This is a genomic window from Saccharicrinis sp. GN24d3 (genome assembly GCF_052400645.1).
Lineage (GTDB): Bacteria > Bacteroidota > Bacteroidia > Bacteroidales > Marinilabiliaceae > Saccharicrinis.
On the sequence record NZ_JBQTGI010000012.1, the window covers coordinates 16,127 to 33,470 of the forward strand.

Genomic DNA, 17,344 nt, shown 5'->3' on the forward strand with positions numbered 1-17,344 from the left:
GATTACTTATGAAGATTAAATGTTCGGGAGATATTAAACCCCAGGTGAATATCGCCGTTAAAAAAGTCGCCGGTAGTTTCGCTAATGAAACCTACCTCCCGCATAGGCAAACTATTGGTTACCATGATCTGAAAAACATGTCCCCCCGTTTCCAGGTCAATGCCGAATGCAATTGGGCTGTAATATTTTACATTCCCGGGAGCCTGGCCAAAGTCAGTCAGGAAAGTTTCTGCATTCACGCTTAATCGCTTGGTCAGTTTGTATCGGGCGCCAATTCCCAAAGACAAAAGATTGTTGTCCATATCATTTTCGGTCACCAGGTTTTTATGAACCAGTGTAGGGCTTAGTTGTACACTGAATTGTTTCGAAAACTTACGTGCAAGTAAAAATTGATGCACATAGGCTAGCTTGTGTTTAAACCGGAAATCGGGCAGTTCATTTTTAAGGGTAACAATTTCGGCTGATGCCAAATACGAAAGGAACAAGGGGATGCCTTGCTGCTGTTTGAGTATGGCGGCTTTAACATGGCCGTCAAAGGTTTTGCGGTAACTGCTTCGTCCTATAGCTAAAGTTAAAAAATCCGCAGGACTATATTCTAAACTAAAATGGATAGTTGCCTGATCGAGCCCCCATAGTTCGTACGAACCCGTGTTCAGCTTTCCGAAACGGTGCGATATCCTAAATTCTAATTCACCCTTGGCAGGTTGTTCAATGGAATGTCCGTTTATGATCCGCGAGGATTTAAAGGTACTGGAGACAATTGTGCTCTGTTCACCCAACAAATTATCTATGTCGTCCGGTTCATTTTGGCCAATAATGTACAATGGAAAAATAAATACAACAAATATCGGGAGTAATGTCTTCATAGTATTGTTTTTTCAGATGAATTAATGGGTTAGTTGTTGGGTGCTCCGTCGCTGATCCAGGCATCGAGTTTTGCAATAGTACAATCATCCAGCTTACCTCCTTGTGGCATTGGGCTGTAGCCCGGTTGATGTTTGATGGCCCCCATAAGCCTTCCATTGTCCACATGTGTTTTTATATCGCTGTAGCTAACTAATGTTACGCCGGTTCCGTTGCCTGTAAAATGACATGATTTGCAATTTCTGTCAAGGATAGCATCGATGGTGCCGTTGAATGTAACATCCGACGTGTCACATTCAACGGATTTGTAGAAGTCTTCTTGGTTATCGCTGACACAGGAAGTCAGCGCTATTGTTATGGCAAAGATAAATGGGGCTGTGTACTTCATATTGTGCTGGTATTATTTTGTTTACAGCTCATTAGTCGGTTTATCTCTGCAGCCTTACAGGTTGATGGAAAAAAAATATGAATATATCCTATAAAATGAATAGGCATACACCGATAGATTGGATTTATTTATAAATAATTCCCATGATACATGATGTTCTCAGAAAAAAATGCGACTTTTGTCGGTCAAAATAGGGGGAGTGTATTCTTTTGTATAAGATAGGATGTCTTTGATAGAAGCCGTATAATATGCTTGTCTGTGTAAGGTCAAATAAAACATTTTATATTGCACGTACCGGGTGTTGTCAGATTCACTCTTAATGCGATACTGAAAAATAAAATTATTTTAACTTTTTTATTAAAAAGAAATGACTGAATTAAGTGAAAAGGAGATTAATTATTCATCATTTGATATAGCAGAAAAAAGAAGTGATGAGTTAAATAAAGATTTACAACTAAATCCGCATAAACACAGAGTTTTAACCGGGGATAGACCTACCGGTAACCTGCATATCGGACATTATTTTGGTTCTTTGCAAAATAGAGTTCGGTTGCAAGAGTTGGGTGTGGAGACATATATTTTAATTGCAGATTATCAGGTATTAACAGATAGAGATGTTTTTAAAGATATCTCGAAATACGTAAGCGAGCTTACAATAGATTATTTGGCATGTGGATTAAACCCGTTAAAAAATAACACATATATTTTTCCGCATAGCCATATTCCCGAGTTAAATCAGTTGACTATTCCTTTTTTATCTCTGGTATCTAATGCCGAATTAAACAGGAACCCTACCATTAAGGAGGAAATTGCCGCATCTGGTCAAAGTATTATTAATGCAGGCATGTACACGTATCCCGTTCATCAGGCTGCTGATATTTTATTCTGTAAAAGTGATGTTGTTCCCGTTGGTAAAGATCAATTGCCTCATATCGAGATGACAAGAAGTATTGCGAAACGGTTTAACAAAAAATTCAAATCAAGGGTTTTCAGAGAACCTGTAGGTTTGCTTAGTGAAGTGCCGGTGATATTAGGGTTAGATGGTTTTCAGAAAATGAGTAAAAGCCGGAATAACACCATTATGATTAAATCGACGGAAGATGAGACCAATAAATTAATTAAGTCCGCAAAAACAGATTCGGAACGATTTATCGAATATGATCCAATCAACAGACCTGAAGTGGCTAATCTGCTGCGAATTTGTGGATTGTGCCTAAATCAATCTCCGGAAAGTATTGCAGCTGAAATTGGCGGGCAGGGATCAGGCAAATTAAAACAAATTACATCAGAAGCACTAAATAGTCATTTAAAGGAAATAAGAATTAGGAGAACACAGCTGGAAAATGACAAGGCATTTGTTAAAGAAATTTTGGAAAAAGGAATAGGTAAAGCTCGAGAAGTTGCCATTGAAACATTGTGTGAAGTACGAAAGGCTATGAATATGGAATTATAATAATCGCTACAGGTATTTGGTTATAGAAATATTATCAGCATCTTTCGAAAGAAAGGTGTTTCGTTCTCTACAAAAGGAAATAGTAACTTAGGTGAAGATTTGAAAAGGCGGCTACCTGTGGATGTATTAAAGTTCATGACAGCTTTCCGCAACAAAAATAAAATATCAAAAAAAACGGCCATGGGGGTTCCCTATGGCCGTTTTTGTTTTAGGTAATGATGGCAGATCTCGGTAAATTGTTATTACAAGTCGAAACACTTTGTCGGAATAATAATATGATTAGACAGTTGGGCGAAGATGGTCATTGGGTAGAAGGTAAGTTGTGACGCTAGGATTTTGGTTTATTGCTTTGATATTTAGACTACTATTCGTAATTTATAACGAAATTGAAGCAAAAGAAATAAACTATGCAATCACGTCGTGAGTTTTTATTGAAAATGGCTTTGCTAAGTGCGGGCTTGGCAGTTCCTATAGCAGTTCATGCCAAAAGAGAAGATAAATATGGAGAATTGTTGCCTTTGCGTAAGCTGGGCAATACCGGGGAAAATGTTACCATGCTCGGTCTGGGTGGTTTTCATATTGGTCAGCCACCAGAGCAGGAGGCCCAAAGAATAATTGAAACCGCTATTGAAAAGGGGATTCGTTTCTTTGATAATGCACATAATTATTGGAAAGGTGAGTCTGAAGTGCGATATGGTAAATTTTTAACGCCAAAGTTCAGGGATGACGTGTTTATCATGACCAAAACAGGGGCCGGTGATTATCGCACTGCCAAAGAGGAATTGGAGCGATCGCTTACCAGAATGAAAATAGATCAGGTGGACCTTTGGCAACTGCATAGTTTAAAAGATCCTATTGATGTAGATAATAGAATAAAGAATGGTGTTTTAAAAGCCGTAGAGGAGGCTTTAAAGGAAAAGAAAATCCGATATGCCGGTTTTACATGTCACAATAGTCCCAGGGCTATGTTACGAATGTTGGAACAAACCGGAAATAGCGGTCTGTTTTCAACTGCTCAAATGCCCATTAATGTTATTGATGCCTACAGCAATCCCAGTTTTATTCAGCACGTATTACCTAGTTTAAATAAGCATAACATGGGTGTGTTGGGTATGAAATCATTGGCGGACGGTCGTTTCTTTAAGAACAAAGTGCGCTTCGGCAAGGAAATATGGAATATCGAATCCCCTTTGATTCCTGATTACATAAGTGTAGAAGAAGCTATTCAGTTTGCCTGGACAATGCCGATCAGTTCACTAATTGTAGGTCCCGATAATGTGGATATGCTTAACGAAAAAATTGATTTTGTAACGAGGATGGGTAAAGTGAACGAAGAATACCGACAGAAACTAATCGCAAAAATAACAGACTATCCACTGTTGAAAAAAGTGGAATATTATAAAAAGGACAGAGATTATACCTTAATGTCTTAACGCAAATTAATATGGCATGGGTTTTAAACGTCAAGGGTGTAAAACTTGGAAAGTTAATTTAAATATATGCTAGCATAGATTTTAGCAAAAAATGATGAGCCGGGAAGATTATCCCGGCTTTTTTTTGGGTTTAACTATAAAAATTTAAGTGGTAGGTATGAGTTATGATAACTACGTAAAAATATCATGAAATTTTACATACGTCTAACTAACAATAGAACAGGCGTTAAGAAGTTTTTTTCAAAAAAATATAAAAAAATATAGTAGTAGGTATTGCATAGTACTAAGTAAAAGCTATATATTTGTAATACCATATTCAATGTATAAACAGGTATTATAAATTATTATGAGATGAAAACATCCGGAAAAAAAGTGGTGATAATGTTTACGGCAGCGATTTTAGTATCGATGTTGATGGTTCCGGTGCTACCTGCAGGAGATTATATTAATGATTCTTACGGAAACGAAATAGATGCAGATGCTATTCCGATAGATGAATGTTTTGATAGCAGCAATATTTCGGTAAATTTTTCCATAGGCAGGGAATTGACTATAAGATTATAGAAGAACAGGACAATAAGTTGAGCAGCCGGTTTTGCGGTTTGCTGGCTATAACAGGAGGATAAGATATGAAGGTAGAAAATACAAAAGCGCAAATGAGGAAGGGAATTCTTGAGTATTGCATACTCTCCATTCTTTCGCGCAGCGATAAATACGCTTCCGACATCATCAACGAGCTTAAGGAAGCCAGGATGATAGTGGTGGAAGGCACATTATATCCGTTGTTGACCAGATTGAAAAATGCGGAACTGTTGACCTATCGGTGGGAAGAATCAACACAAGGTCCTCCGCGAAAGTACTATGAGCTGACCGAAAAGGGTAAGGGTTTTTTAGGAGAACTGGATGCGTCGTGGAAGGAATTGGTAGATGCCGTTGAGGTGATTAATAATAACTAGCAAAAACAGAAAATCATGAAAAAAACAGTTAACATTAATTTAAGCGGCAGAGTTTTTTACATCGATGATGATGCTTTTGCACGTTTGAGAGAATATCTCGACAGGCTTGAGCACTATTTTAAGCAGCAAGACGAAGGGCAGGAGATTATCAATGATATAGAAAGCAGGATTGCAGAGCTTTTAGGAGAAAGAATTTCCGGTAAATCGGGAGTGGTAACACTGGGAATGGTGGAAGAGGTGATTGGAATGATGGGACAGCCCGAAGATTTTTACGAAGAAGGAGAAGAAAGCAAAGGACCAAAGCAGGAATATGAAAAATACACGTACGGTAGAGCCAGTAAGCGATTGTTCAGAGATGTGGAAGGCAGAGTGTTGGGCGGGGTTTGCGGTGGTATAGGTGCTTATTTAAACATGGATCCGGTTATTGTTCGAATTATTTTTGCCTTACTTATATTTTTCGGGTTGGGAATTACCATTCCAATATATATCATTCTTTGGATAGTGGTTCCGGCAGCTATTACGACAGCTCAAAAGCTTGAAATGCGGGGCGAGAACGTAACCATAAGTAATATTGAAAAAGCGATACGTAAGGAATTTGAAGATGTAAAACAGCGCTTTAGCAAAGTTCGTGATTCAAAGGCCTACAAAAAAAGTGAAAGCTGGTGGGCCAGATTTTCAAAAGGTGATAAAACAGTTCTGATAGTTGTAGCTGTTGTTGGTGCCCTGTTTTTTTTGGGTAATATGATTCATTTCGATATGTTCCATCCAAACTTTATACATCAGGTGAACCATCAGTTTGGTCATATACCCTTCCTGCAATTTCCGGGCATATTTGTAATGATTTTGATACTATTGGTAATTGGTTTTGTGTTCAAATCCTTATTTAAAATCATTGTTTATCTTATTGCGTTTCTGTTTTTGGCTATTATGGGCGTCAAGATAATTGGCTTCTTTTTCGGAAGTGTATTTATGTTTGCTAACCCTTTGGTAATTGTTTAAAATCTGAAAAATGAAGAAGACATTATATATAAATCTGAATGGTTTTGCTTTTCATATCGATGAAGATGCATATGAAAAGCTGAACCAATACTTGCGAAAAATCGAAAGTAGCTTCTCGGATAAGGAGGAAGCCAAGGAGATTGTAAGCGATATTGAGGCACGTATTGCAGAACTGTTTAGTGGTAAAAAGAAATCGGCAGAACAGGTGATAACGCTCAAGGAAGTGGAGGAAGTGATCACGACTATTGGTGAACCGCAAGAGATTGCCGATGAGGAGGAGCCTGAAAAGAAATCGAACAGCGATTATTCTGCCATGCCGGGGTCTCCGTTATACAAGAAAAGACTGTACCGTGATCCTGAAAACCGTGTTTTAGGCGGCGTTTGTGGTGGCTTGGGGGCTTATTTTGATATGGACCCGCTGGTATTCCGTATTATTTTTCTTTTGGCATTTATTCTTTATGGCGCATCTCTACCAGTGTACATTGTTTTATGGATCGTGATGCCTAAAGCATTAACCATCACCCAAAAACTGGAAATGAAAGGGCCTGCAGGTTATGAGAGTTGGGAGCAAAACCTGAGAAACGAATATCAGGAAGTAACGGAAAAGTTCAAAAAGTCAAAGGCCTATAAAGACTTTTCGGGTTCTTTTTCCAAGGGTACAGATGTGATGGGGGATGCGCTTAGAACAACGGTGCGGGTATTGGCGTCCGTCATTGGGGTTCTCGTGATGTTTGTGACCCTAATCGCCTTGGTGTCCCTTATTCTGGCCTTTACCTTTGGGTTTACCTTAATGGATTTTTCGGGAATGGGTCATTATGTAACTTCTCTACCGGCACTGTTTATGGGATCCGAAGATATGATAATAGGAAGCATAGGTTTGGTCTTGGTTACTTGTATACCGCTTATCGCCTTGTTTTATCTGGGATTCAAAATGGTGTTCCGTTTCAAGTCTAATACTAGAATTGTTGGTTTGTCTTCGTTGGTGCTCTGGATTGCAGGTTTGATACTGGTGTTTTATGCTTCGGCCAGGGTAGCCAGGGAATTCAGTGTGACGGAAGACGTATACAAAAAAGAAAAGCTGGAATTGCCACAGGATAGTACCATCTACCTAAAAGCCAACTTAGCGACAAACATCCCGGAGTATCAGGAACATTTATTCGATGTGAACCGTTTGGATATCTATCAGGCCGACAGTAAACTTTTTGTGCAAGGCCGACCAAGAATAGAGCTGGTAAGAGGCGATGATTTTTCCATCGACATTAAAAAAACGGCTAAAGGAAAATCCATTTCACAAGCACAAGACAATTGTCGGGATATCGAATTCTTTTGGATGCTTCGCGATTCGGTTTTGAATATTGACCCGGTTTTTACCCTCAACGAAGAAAGTAAAATAAGGGATCAAAGGTTGCGAGTAGTGGTGGTGGTTCCGGAAGGTGTGAATGTTGAGGTGGATGATGAATTGGAGTGGGTGGTTAATAATAGACTGGATTAATCAAACTAACTCGTATTATTCATCATATTTATCAACAAGAATGCAAACGCGCGTTACCCCGATATAGCGGCGTCCAATTTTGGATATCATAATCGGCAACGAAACCTGGTCACTGTGAGATTAAGGAAATTCTTATAAAATTTCCGGGTTAAACCCGGATTATGTATTGGAGGTTCGTCATGAGCATTGCAAGTACAATCTTACTAGGTTTTCATCGTTCTGGTGAGTTGAAGCGATGCAACGAAGTGTCTTGTTTTAAAGTAATTTCAATGTGTAATAGAATTTCTAATGCATATTGCGGGTTAAACAACCGATAATCAATAATTATGAAAAACTTAACAAGAATATCTATTGTCGTATTGTTAATTGGTATTAACAGTTTATCCATCTTTTCGCAACAAAAAATTGCGGAAAAGATGTTTGGTGATTTCCGGGGCCGGGATGAAGTGACCTATATCTCGTTCTCCAAAAATCTGCTCGACTTTGTTGATTTTGATATTGAAGACGAGGAAAATGGTGAGGGACACAATATATCCGGGGATCTTAACGAAGTGAAATTAGTATTGTTTAAGCCCGAGGTTGTGCCGGATAAAAGTTTCAAGGATCAGGTACGTAAATATATGGAAAAAGGCAAATACAGCTTGGTCGAGGATGAGGATAAGGACGAAGATTCTGAGGTGTGGGTTCATCGCAGAGGCCGAAAGGTGTACGAGTGTCATGTTATTTTCCAGGGAGATAAAAATGGAGTATTGCTTTCGTTTTTTGGCAACTTTAAAATGGATGATGTGGATAAGTTAAAGGAAAAGATGGAGGAGTATAAAGATTAAATTCCCTAAATTGATGCGTCAACCTTTTTGAGCAAACAATATGAGCCCGGCCGGACATGTAATGGATATAATAAAAAAGTGCAAAGTATTTTATTTAAGCTTTGCACCTTATCCATAATCCAACAATCTACAACTAGATCTACTCAAATTTTCTTTCCGCAATTGGATTCACAAATGGTTTAGTCCCGGATTTTTTGCTGTGGAAGGACGTTAGCTTATCGTACATCTCAGGATCGTTCCATTCGTCTTTTATGGCCGGGCTAAAAACTATATCCTCCAGCGAAAACCTGAACCATTCCAGGTCATCCCTAAAGGCCTCGGCATAACCCGTTTCTGTTTCGTGAACCCTAACGGACTTAACGCTCACCTCACCTTCGCCATTTTTGAATGCAGTGGCTTGCAGAATCTTGTCAATCATAAAAAGCAGGGCTAGCGAAAAGCATTCTGCCGAAGGGCTTACCGGCATTATAATATACCGATCGCTATTGGCCTTGATAAAAGATTTAAAGTGGTCGCTTTCTTTGTTCCACATGGCGTATGCATGGTCAAAGCTGTCAATAATATCTTTGATGGTGCCTTTGGTCAGTCCAAAATCGTAAATCATTTGCCCAAAATCCAGTTTGTTGGATGTCAAAAATACTTCAACCACATAACTGTGTCCATGTAACGACTTTTTGCATCTGTCGCTTGAGCAGTCCCTCACGATATGTGCACCCTCGAACTTAAATTTTTTTCTTATTATCATTTTAATGTTTATTCGTTAAGTTGATTGTTTGTCGATGTTGCGCCGATGATTGCTTATTTGCTAATACCTGCACCCCGTAACCTGCATCTTGTAATTCGCCCGGTGTCGACTGAAGGCTGTTCACTATTGACTGCTTACCTCCCGTCTTAATTCATAATCGGTAAAGCCGCCACCATAATATTCGCTTGTAAAAGCTCCTTCATTGCTTTGAGTACCCCTGAGCGATTCACAAGTATGCACCAGTCCGCTCAGCTTTACATAAACTGATTCTGTTTCGGCGGCTGTGCTTACTTCGTCGTAAATCATCTTGGTCAGGTTCTCTTGCAGGTGTCCCCTTCGCGAAACCCAATCCACAATTCGTTGCAGTTTTGAAATCCCCAAAACCTTATCGTCAGGAATGTAACTAATCACGGCATACGATCCGTCCCTGAATAAGGTGCTGAAAGGGGCGGTATGATGCGAGCATACCGAAACAATATCTACCCGTTTGGTAATGGGATATTTTTGACCGCTCTCATTTGGGAAACTGGCCATATCCGGCCTTTTCGACCATCTGCCGGATAAAAGTTCCGAATCGTCATTTAGGTTATCGCCACAATACATTTTAGCTACCCTGTACGGCGTTCCTTTTTCACCGCCTACGTTAGGGTCCTTCATATCTATTTTCATCGCCTTAAAGGCTTGGTTGATATGGTATTCCGTAATCACCCTCATGATGTAGTGGGCCTGTTCAGAAATGCCACCTACGGCTTCTACATTGTCGGAAATTTTAAAATCTTGTAAATGGTTATATTCTATCCAGGAAGTTAAAAAGTCCTTGTCAGGAAACTTTTGTTCAAATCTTTTAACCACAAAATCTTTCAAGTAATCGAATTGTCCTTCATTCTCAGACCGCAAATCTTTTGCCCGCTCAATGTAGTCCGAAGGATTTTTTTTACCTGTTTTTACAACTACTTCTTTCATAACAAAAGTGTTTTAATTCATATAATATAACTCTAACAGCGCTGTATTGTTTCTTATATAAAACTTGAAAACACACACATTGTTTAAGTGTAATGTAAATAAATTAAACGTTATTCATGCTAAAAAACTATATGACATGAGAATAGGCTGATGGTCAGCTGTTTGCAAAAAGGTGGCGATAGTGTTAAAAAACGGTTAAAACCAAGAGGTCACTTTGGTTTTAAGTAACCTCTTTTTGCACTGGTTTTGTTTGAGGAAACCATTTTAGGAATCTGCAAATCATCAAATATCGCCGATGTTTTTTGTTCGCTCAATGGTGTTCTTCGTCTAACTTCCATTTTTTGCTGCCGAAACGTTCGGTTAAAATAGTCAGTATTTCGTTGGCGGTGTATTCTATAGGTTTATTGGTGATATTTAAGACTGTAAAGTTTCCTTTTTTGTAAAGATTAGCTGCATAGTCAAGTTCCATCCGCACTTTTCGTCTATCTACATAATCCGTATCAGGATTCATGTGAATACGACTAACCCTGCTGCTTCGTTGCGCAATCAGATATGCCATGCTAATGGTTAAGCCGAACACGCGTTTAGGATCAATTTGAAACAATGTTTCGGGCACCGGTGTGCCGGGAACGATAGGTACATTGGCGACTTTCCAACCAAACATGGCCAGGTAAATGCTTAGTGGGGTTTTCCCTGTGCGCGATACACCGGCCAGCACAATATCTGCGGTAGCTATTTTGTCGGTGTGCTGACCGTCATCGTGCATCATCGTAAACTCAATGGCGCGAACCCGGCGATAATATTCCATATCCCTTAGTCTGAAAAGACCTGGTTGCTCAACAGGTTTCATATCCAGAACGGTATCGAGGTAGTCGCTCATGTTGCCCACCAGGTCAAAGTGCCTGATTTCTTTTTGTTCGCAGGTGTCAATAAGTTTTCTCCGTGCCACATGGTCGACCATGGTATGTGCGATCACACCATTTTTTTCGATAACCTTGTCCGTAATCTTGTCAATTTGTTCCTGTGTGCTCACTTCGGGCTCAATAACCACGGGTATTTTATGGTCTGGGTATTGAATCAGCATAGATTCAACCAGTGTATGCCCTGCAACTCCCTTACCACCAGATACAATGAAGATAGGCGGCATGTTTGGTTTGTTTTCCATATCTGTAGATTTTTGCATTAAGATATAAATAATGTTTGTAAGCAAACAAATATCAAAACTTTTCTTGTTTACTTTTTGCTTACCATCTTCCTACAACATTTAGTAACTGCAGACGTAGAATAGGCTCAAATAAGTAATAATATCACAAAAAGGTAACTATTTGCCTTTTTATCCGGTATAGGAATTGTTTTATCATGAATAATAATATGCCCAGCGAAGTTGAACAACTGGCATTGGGTTATTTCGTATCAATGTAATGACCTGAAATAGTAGGGAAATAAAAGTGAAATAATAAACCATTATAATAATTTATGAGACGATTTTTACGTAGGTTTCTGGCAAGTTTGGCTATCGGAATGTTTTTGGTTCCGGCAATGACTCAAACGCCTGGGTTAATTTTTGAACCAAGCTCCGGTACCAAAAGTGATGGGATAACGTTAGTTCTTGACCCGGATGGAAATGGATATGTTGATCAGGCTTCTGATGGTATTGGATTTACTGATGCCGTTTCAATAACTATTCCGGGGAACGATGTGCTGGAATTTGAAATACCGATGCTGCCTTTTCCAACTTTAGGTGGCGGAGAGGCATTGGGGGATGTCAGGAGTGGACCGGACGAAGGTTTTACAGATTTCTCGATTAATGATAATGGTACTGCCAGTTATTATTATTTGGATGACGAGAATAATTTTATCTTTCGTTTTCGATTAGCAGATTATCGCCCAAATGCTAAGGGTTATACCGTTTTAATTGATACAGACCAAAAGTTTGGTGATGGAGATGACCCAAATTATAACTCCACTAACCCTGGTTTTGAGATTGCTATCATGCTTCGCTCCAAACATGAGGTTAGCCTAATTGATATAGATGGTGTAACTGGTTGTGGATCCGTTATTCAGACATATTCTCTTTCTTCAAACCACCAGAAGTCTATCTCTGGAATCGGACCTGCTTCGGATGGCACATTGGATTACTTTTATGATTTTTATATCCCATTTGCAGATATTACAAGTCACTTTACCACGCATGACATCAACGGTAACCCTGTTACTACGTCCACATTGTTAAGGATGACTGCTACTACGAATACCTCAAACACCTGTACTTTTGAAGGTTCTTTGTCTGATGTTGGAGGCGTTGACGACAGTCAATATGGAGGTTGTATTGAATGTTTATGGGAGGAATTAATTGAGGGTGAGGTTCCTACTGATCCTTCAGGGAATGGAGGTTTTCCTCCAATGCGAACCGATTGCCCTACTATTTTAGGCGATTATGGCGAAGGAACTATCAATATTGTTGGCCTTTCAGAGCCTGAAGCTATTGTAGATATTTATTTAAGTACTGATTTAAGTGCATCGGTTGCATCCGCCACCGCATCAGCAGATAGGGGTGATGGGTTAGGCGACTGGACTTCAACAGCTTTTGCCGCAGTATCGGGTGAAACCTATGTGGCTGTAGCTCAGGTTGCAGGAAAGTCAGAATCCAGAGTGGCTTGTACATCTGTAACTATTGATGCTATTACCTGCAATGGAAATTCTCCTGCCTTATCAGTTGTCGTTAATGCTAATGGTGAAGCTGAGATAATAGCAGACTGGACTTCTTCCTTTACTTTAGCAAATGCACAAAATGCTGTCCTGGATATATTTTCTAATGGCATAAGCATTGTTGGAACAAGCCAAACTAATCCCGCACAAGGTCAGTTTGATGCCCCAACAACCTCAGGTACAATTGATGTTGATGGACTTATAACCTGGGTGTTTGATATGAATAAAAACGGTGCCAAGGTACCTTGCGGTACTTTGTTGGTTACTTTGGAAGACATTGATAATGGTTTGTGTCCTAATACAGCAACAGTTTGTAATACAGCAACAGGGAGCTGTAATAGTAATGTTTTAGATGGAACTATAAACATAACAGTTACTAATATTGTTGGAAGCAATCTCGACTTTACTGTAGATTATGCAAAAACTGGATCAGAGGATGATCCTGATGAAGTAGTAATATATGTCAATGGGATAGCTATTTTAAAAGATGCTTCAACAGGAACCAGTTGGAGCTTTAGCAATGTTGACTTGAGTTTGTACACTTGTGCAAGTCTTACTGCTACTGTTAATTATACTTCTGGTTGCACCTCTTTGCACTCAAATGCAGTAACTGTATCAGAGGAGTCTACCGCTCCGGTTATTACAGATCCAGGCTTATGTGGTACTACAAGTTATATTTATGGTACAGCTTTGGAATCTGATGGCACAACTCCAAATGTGGGAGCCACTGTATATTTGTTTTTAAATGGTTCTGGTGCGGCGGAGTCACAAATAACCACTGTTAATACTTTAGGAGATTGGACAATTACGGGTTTATCACTTTCTGCCGGAACTACAGTAAGAGCTACAGTCGTTGATGATGACGAATGCCAATCAGAAAGCGGGTTGTCGAATGAAATTACCATTGGAACACAATCTTCAAATGCTAGTTCTGAGTTGTCCATCACAACAACTAACATACTTCCTACTACAACAACTATTTCCGGAACCTGTAACGGTTCTGCAACCAATGTGAACGTATATATAGACGATATTTTATTAGGTGCTGCAACTACGGTTTCAGGAGGTATATGGACACTAAGTCCTGTGCCAAATACCGACGATAATTATTTATATGAAGGAGGGAAAATTCAAGTAACACAAAGTGTAGGCGGAAATTGCGAAAGTGATTTGTCTACGGAATTTGAAATTGTGAATTGTATCAGTACACCTGCAGTGCCAAATATTACTTACACTCAAACTTGCACTGATATTGCTAATACATCCATAAGCGATTTTTCATTTGACAATATCACCGAAACCAATGTGTTGTATAGGTTGGTTGATAAGGATGGCAGCGAGTTGGGATATAGCTTTATGAGTAAGGCTTCCGATATTGGCAACTCTAAAAACTTTACCACAGTAGCTTCCCAAATGGTAAATCTAACTGATGAGCCGCCTAAAACCTTTACGGTTGAAGCTTCCTATTTTAATCCCGGAGTTGATTGTCTTGCATCTACTTCGGAATCGTTTTATTTGAATTCGCAGGGGGAAATTGAGATTTCATCTACTACCAATCCAAGTTCTTGTGAAGGGGCAGATGGAACCATAGTTATTTCTGGGTTGGAAAACAGTCTTGAGTATACCTATACATTTAAGAAAAATGGCGAAGATGCTACGGGAGCTCCATTCACGGTGACCAGCAGTTCAACAGGTACTCATACAATACCTGGATTGAGTTATGGTGAATACACAGATATTAAATTTACATATAATGGATGTACAACTGTTTCTCCACTATCTCAAACGCTATCGGGAGGAGGTTCAACTTCTACGGCTTTTCCTGTGCAAGCAAACCCAACTTCAGTAGAGTCGGAAAATGCAGCGTCCATTGAAATAGGTGACGGCAGCAATGTTACCAATTCTGCATTTCTATACTCTTTATACACAAGTGATGGAACTTTTGTCGCCAGTGTTAATGGTAATGATGCAGGAGGTGTGTCGATTTCAACAGGTAGCCTAACATCGGAAACAACATTTTTTGTTATTGTTGATGAAGGAGGCTCTTGTTCAAGAATAACAACAGAGCCTACAGTTAGCATTAGCTCATGCACCAACCCAACTATCGCTTTTGACGCTATGAGTCACCCATCCACTTGTGGAGGATCTGATGGTTCTATCACTATTGATGGATTGGATAACAGTACAACTTATTCAGTTAATTATTCTATGGATGGATCAGGACAAGGGCCTGTTGATTTAGTAAGTGATGTAAGTGGAAGTTTAACAATTAATAACCTTACTTCAGGAAGCTACACCAATATTAGTGTTACTATCAGTAGTTGTACTTCAAATGTAATTGCTGGAGCTTATGTCTTAAGCGATCCACCCACGCCAGAAGTACCAACAGCCAGTGTAACCGCTCAGCCAACATGTACCATAGCTACAGGAACCATCTCGGTAAGCTCTTCTGTTACTGACTTAAACTTCAGTATTGATGGAACTGATTATACCAATACAACAGGTACCTTTACAGGTCTGGCAGCAGGCAATTACTCGGTAATAGCCAGAAATGCAGCAGGATGTGTGTCTGATGCGAGTGCAATACTGAATGTAAATACTCAACCTGCTACACCTGGAGCTCCTGGTTTTACAGGTAACGCTGCGCCAAACTGTAGTCAGTCGGGTGTTGTATATAGCATAACCTCTCCAGCCTTAGGTTCTTTTTATAGCTGGACTGTGCCCGCCGATGCAAATATTGTATCTGGTGACGGAACAGCTTCGATTACAGTTGACTTTGGAAGAACCAATGGAGATGTGACAGTTTCAGAAACTAATTCAGAAGGTTGTACCGGTGCGGCGAGTGAGTTGGTAATAAATCTTCAAGGTTGTGAACTGTCTGCCAACTTTTCTGCAGATAAACTTTCTACATGCACAGGAGAAACGGTAAGGTATACTAATGCAAGTGAAGGAACTACTGGTTCTACCACATATAGCTGGAATTTTGGAGCAAATGCAACACCGGCAACTGCAACGGGAGTTGGGCCTCACGATATTGTTTATTCTTCTGAAGGAATGAAAACAGTGTCTTTGGAGATTATAGATGGAGCAACGGTAGAAGAAATTAAGACAGATTATGTGACGATTAATGCTTTACCAATTCCGGATTTCGCTTCAGAAGTAACTTCGGTAGCTGCTGGAACTGGTAATCATGTTTATACAACAGCTTCAGGGATGTCCAATTATAGTTGGATAATACCAGTAGAAGCAACAGTAACAGCAGGAGGCACTTCTACAGACAATTCAGTAACCTTGACATGGAATACAGCAGGAAATCATTCATTAAGTGTAAATTATGAGGAGAATGGTTGTAGTGGAGCTTCACCTGCCGTTTCAAATGTTACTGTTATTCCAACAGTTAGCATAAATGATGCAAGTGTTACTGAAGGAAGTGGAAACTTAAGCTTTGAGGTAACGCTTAATGCTTCTTCCGAGCAAACCGTAACAGTTAATTACGAAACGAGCGATAACACAGCGACACTACTAAATAATGATTACACACAGGTTAATGTTGCAACCCTTACATTTATTCCAGGAGAAACAACGAAAACGGTTGTGATTGTTGTTACAGAAGATGAAGTAGTAGAGGGATCAGAATCTATGTATATTAATCTTTTATCTCCAACAAATGCAACTATTCTTGATAACCAAGGAGAAGGAACAATTAATGATAATGATTCTGCAACGCTTAGTATCACAGCCAACGATGCAACAGCTGACGAAAGTGGAAGTAACGACGGTCAGTATACGGTGACTTTATCTGCGGTAAGCAGTACAGATACGGAGGTAACTTATACCTTAAGTGGAACAGCTATAGAGGGTTCTGACTATGCAGCCTTGGCAGGTACGGTGACGATACCGGCAGGTTCAACTTCGGTAACCATCGATGTTGAGGTAAGTGACGATGTTATAGTAGAGACTGATGAAACAGTTATTGCAACTTTGTCAAGTGTGACAGGGAATTCGGAAATTTCGATTGATACGGATAATGAAGGAGCTACCATAACCATTTCAGATAACGATATCAACGATGTGCCTGTTGCCAATAATGATGCACTAAGTGCCGATGAGGATAACCCGGGAACGGTGAACGTCACAACCAACGATACGGATGGGGACGGTACGATCACCGTTTCAACAGTCGACCTTGACCCGTCAACGGCAGGTGTCCAGAATACCTTTGCCAGCGCTAATGGTTCATGGTCTGCGGATGCCTTGGGAGTGGTAACCTTTACGCCAGATGCAGATTGGAACGGCGTTGAGGCCATCTCTTATGTGGTAAGCGACAACGACGGAAGTGTTTCAAATACCGCCACCATCACAGCTACGATTGATGCGGTAAACGATGCGCCTGCAGCCAACGATGATGTGGCTTCCGTTGACGAAGACGGGGTATTAAGTGGTCCGTCGTTGTTGGCGAACGATATTGATCCGGAAGGGGATGGGTTGACGATTAATACCACGCCTGTTTCTGAT

The 17,344-nt window shown here is 39.9% G+C and carries 13 protein-coding genes; 8 read left to right on the plus strand and 5 right to left on the minus strand.

Annotation, left to right across the window (positions count from 1 at the left end):
* Nucleotides 1–2: 2 nt before the first annotated feature.
* Nucleotides 3–866: a DUF5777 family beta-barrel protein gene (locus ACT29I_RS14980; RefSeq protein WP_444793844.1), complete on the minus strand. Its 864-nt coding sequence runs from the start codon at nucleotides 864–866 to the stop codon at nucleotides 3–5.
* A 29-nt stretch (nucleotides 867–895) separates the two neighbouring features.
* Complete coding sequence (locus ACT29I_RS14985) at nucleotides 896–1,252, minus strand: hypothetical protein (RefSeq protein WP_444793845.1); 357 nt, start codon at nucleotides 1,250–1,252, stop codon at nucleotides 896–898.
* 367 nt (nucleotides 1,253–1,619) lie between these two features.
* Here ACT29I_RS14985 and trpS point away from each other — a divergent pair, with 367 nt between their 5' ends.
* From trpS to ACT29I_RS15020, 7 genes are all read left to right on the plus strand, one after another.
* Nucleotides 1,620–2,705, plus strand: a complete 1,086-nt coding sequence (trpS, locus tag ACT29I_RS14990) for a tryptophan--tRNA ligase (protein ID WP_430933723.1) — start codon at nucleotides 1,620–1,622, stop codon at nucleotides 2,703–2,705.
* A 407-nt stretch (nucleotides 2,706–3,112) separates the two neighbouring features.
* The gene (locus ACT29I_RS14995) at nucleotides 3,113–4,138 is read left to right on the plus strand and encodes an aldo/keto reductase (RefSeq protein ID WP_430933724.1); all 1,026 of its coding nucleotides are present in this window, start codon (nucleotides 3,113–3,115) and stop codon (nucleotides 4,136–4,138) included.
* A gap of 351 nt (nucleotides 4,139–4,489) precedes the next feature.
* Nucleotides 4,490–4,702 (plus strand): hypothetical protein, encoded by a 213-nt coding sequence (locus tag ACT29I_RS15000; RefSeq protein ID WP_430933725.1) that lies wholly within the window; start codon nucleotides 4,490–4,492, stop codon nucleotides 4,700–4,702.
* A 65-nt stretch (nucleotides 4,703–4,767) separates the two neighbouring features.
* Nucleotides 4,768–5,094 (plus strand): PadR family transcriptional regulator, encoded by a 327-nt coding sequence (locus ACT29I_RS15005; RefSeq protein ID WP_430933726.1) that lies wholly within the window; start codon nucleotides 4,768–4,770, stop codon nucleotides 5,092–5,094.
* Between the two features lie 15 nt (nucleotides 5,095–5,109).
* Nucleotides 5,110–6,093: a PspC domain-containing protein gene (locus ACT29I_RS15010; protein WP_444793846.1), complete on the plus strand. Its 984-nt coding sequence runs from the start codon at nucleotides 5,110–5,112 to the stop codon at nucleotides 6,091–6,093.
* Between the two features lie 10 nt (nucleotides 6,094–6,103).
* Nucleotides 6,104–7,585, plus strand: coding sequence for a PspC domain-containing protein (locus ACT29I_RS15015; RefSeq protein WP_430933728.1), 1,482 nt, complete (start codon nucleotides 6,104–6,106; stop codon nucleotides 7,583–7,585).
* Between the two features lie 326 nt (nucleotides 7,586–7,911).
* On the plus strand, nucleotides 7,912–8,412 hold the full coding sequence (locus ACT29I_RS15020) for a DUF4252 domain-containing protein (protein ID WP_444793847.1): 501 nt from the start codon (nucleotides 7,912–7,914) through the stop codon (nucleotides 8,410–8,412).
* Between the two features lie 139 nt (nucleotides 8,413–8,551).
* On the opposite strand, the gene ACT29I_RS15025 is transcribed toward ACT29I_RS15020, so the two are convergent.
* The 3 genes from ACT29I_RS15025 to ACT29I_RS15035 all read right to left on the minus strand — a co-directional run bounded on the left by ACT29I_RS15025 (nucleotide 8,552) and on the right by ACT29I_RS15035 (nucleotide 11,285).
* On the minus strand, nucleotides 8,552–9,157 hold the full coding sequence (locus ACT29I_RS15025) for a 6-pyruvoyl trahydropterin synthase family protein (protein WP_444793848.1): 606 nt from the start codon (nucleotides 9,155–9,157) through the stop codon (nucleotides 8,552–8,554).
* Nucleotides 9,158–9,280: 123 nt separating this feature from the next.
* Nucleotides 9,281–10,120: a GTP cyclohydrolase I gene (locus ACT29I_RS15030; protein WP_444793849.1), complete on the minus strand. Its 840-nt coding sequence runs from the start codon at nucleotides 10,118–10,120 to the stop codon at nucleotides 9,281–9,283.
* A 310-nt stretch (nucleotides 10,121–10,430) separates the two neighbouring features.
* Nucleotides 10,431–11,285, minus strand: coding sequence for a pyruvate, water dikinase regulatory protein (locus ACT29I_RS15035; protein ID WP_430933733.1), 855 nt, complete (start codon nucleotides 11,283–11,285; stop codon nucleotides 10,431–10,433).
* Nucleotides 11,286–11,596: 311 nt separating this feature from the next.
* Here ACT29I_RS15035 and ACT29I_RS15040 point away from each other — a divergent pair.
* On the plus strand, nucleotides 11,597–17,344 hold a 5,748-nt coding region (locus tag ACT29I_RS15040; RefSeq protein ID WP_444793850.1), incomplete at its 3' end, for a beta strand repeat-containing protein.

Bases quoted from the DNA above. Each gene is read 5' to 3' on its own strand.
- ACT29I_RS14980 (WP_444793844.1), bottom strand. From the start codon at position 866: ATGAAGACATTACTCCCGATATTTGTTGTATTTATTTTTCCATTGTAC.
- ACT29I_RS14985 (WP_444793845.1), bottom strand. From the start codon at position 1,252: ATGAAGTACACAGCCCCATTTATCTTTGCCATAACAATAGCGCTGACT.
- trpS (WP_430933723.1), top strand. From the start codon at position 1,620: ATGACTGAATTAAGTGAAAAGGAGATTAATTATTCATCATTTGATATA.
- ACT29I_RS14995 (WP_430933724.1), top strand. From the start codon at position 3,113: ATGCAATCACGTCGTGAGTTTTTATTGAAAATGGCTTTGCTAAGTGCG.
- ACT29I_RS15000 (WP_430933725.1), top strand. From the start codon at position 4,490: ATGAAAACATCCGGAAAAAAAGTGGTGATAATGTTTACGGCAGCGATT.
- ACT29I_RS15005 (WP_430933726.1), top strand. From the start codon at position 4,768: ATGAAGGTAGAAAATACAAAAGCGCAAATGAGGAAGGGAATTCTTGAG.
- ACT29I_RS15010 (WP_444793846.1), top strand. From the start codon at position 5,110: ATGAAAAAAACAGTTAACATTAATTTAAGCGGCAGAGTTTTTTACATC.
- ACT29I_RS15015 (WP_430933728.1), top strand. From the start codon at position 6,104: ATGAAGAAGACATTATATATAAATCTGAATGGTTTTGCTTTTCATATC.
- ACT29I_RS15020 (WP_444793847.1), top strand. From the start codon at position 7,912: ATGAAAAACTTAACAAGAATATCTATTGTCGTATTGTTAATTGGTATT.
- ACT29I_RS15025 (WP_444793848.1), bottom strand. From the start codon at position 9,157: ATGATAATAAGAAAAAAATTTAAGTTCGAGGGTGCACATATCGTGAGG.
- ACT29I_RS15030 (WP_444793849.1), bottom strand. From the start codon at position 10,120: ATGAAAGAAGTAGTTGTAAAAACAGGTAAAAAAAATCCTTCGGACTAC.
- ACT29I_RS15035 (WP_430933733.1), bottom strand. From the start codon at position 11,285: ATGGAAAACAAACCAAACATGCCGCCTATCTTCATTGTATCTGGTGGT.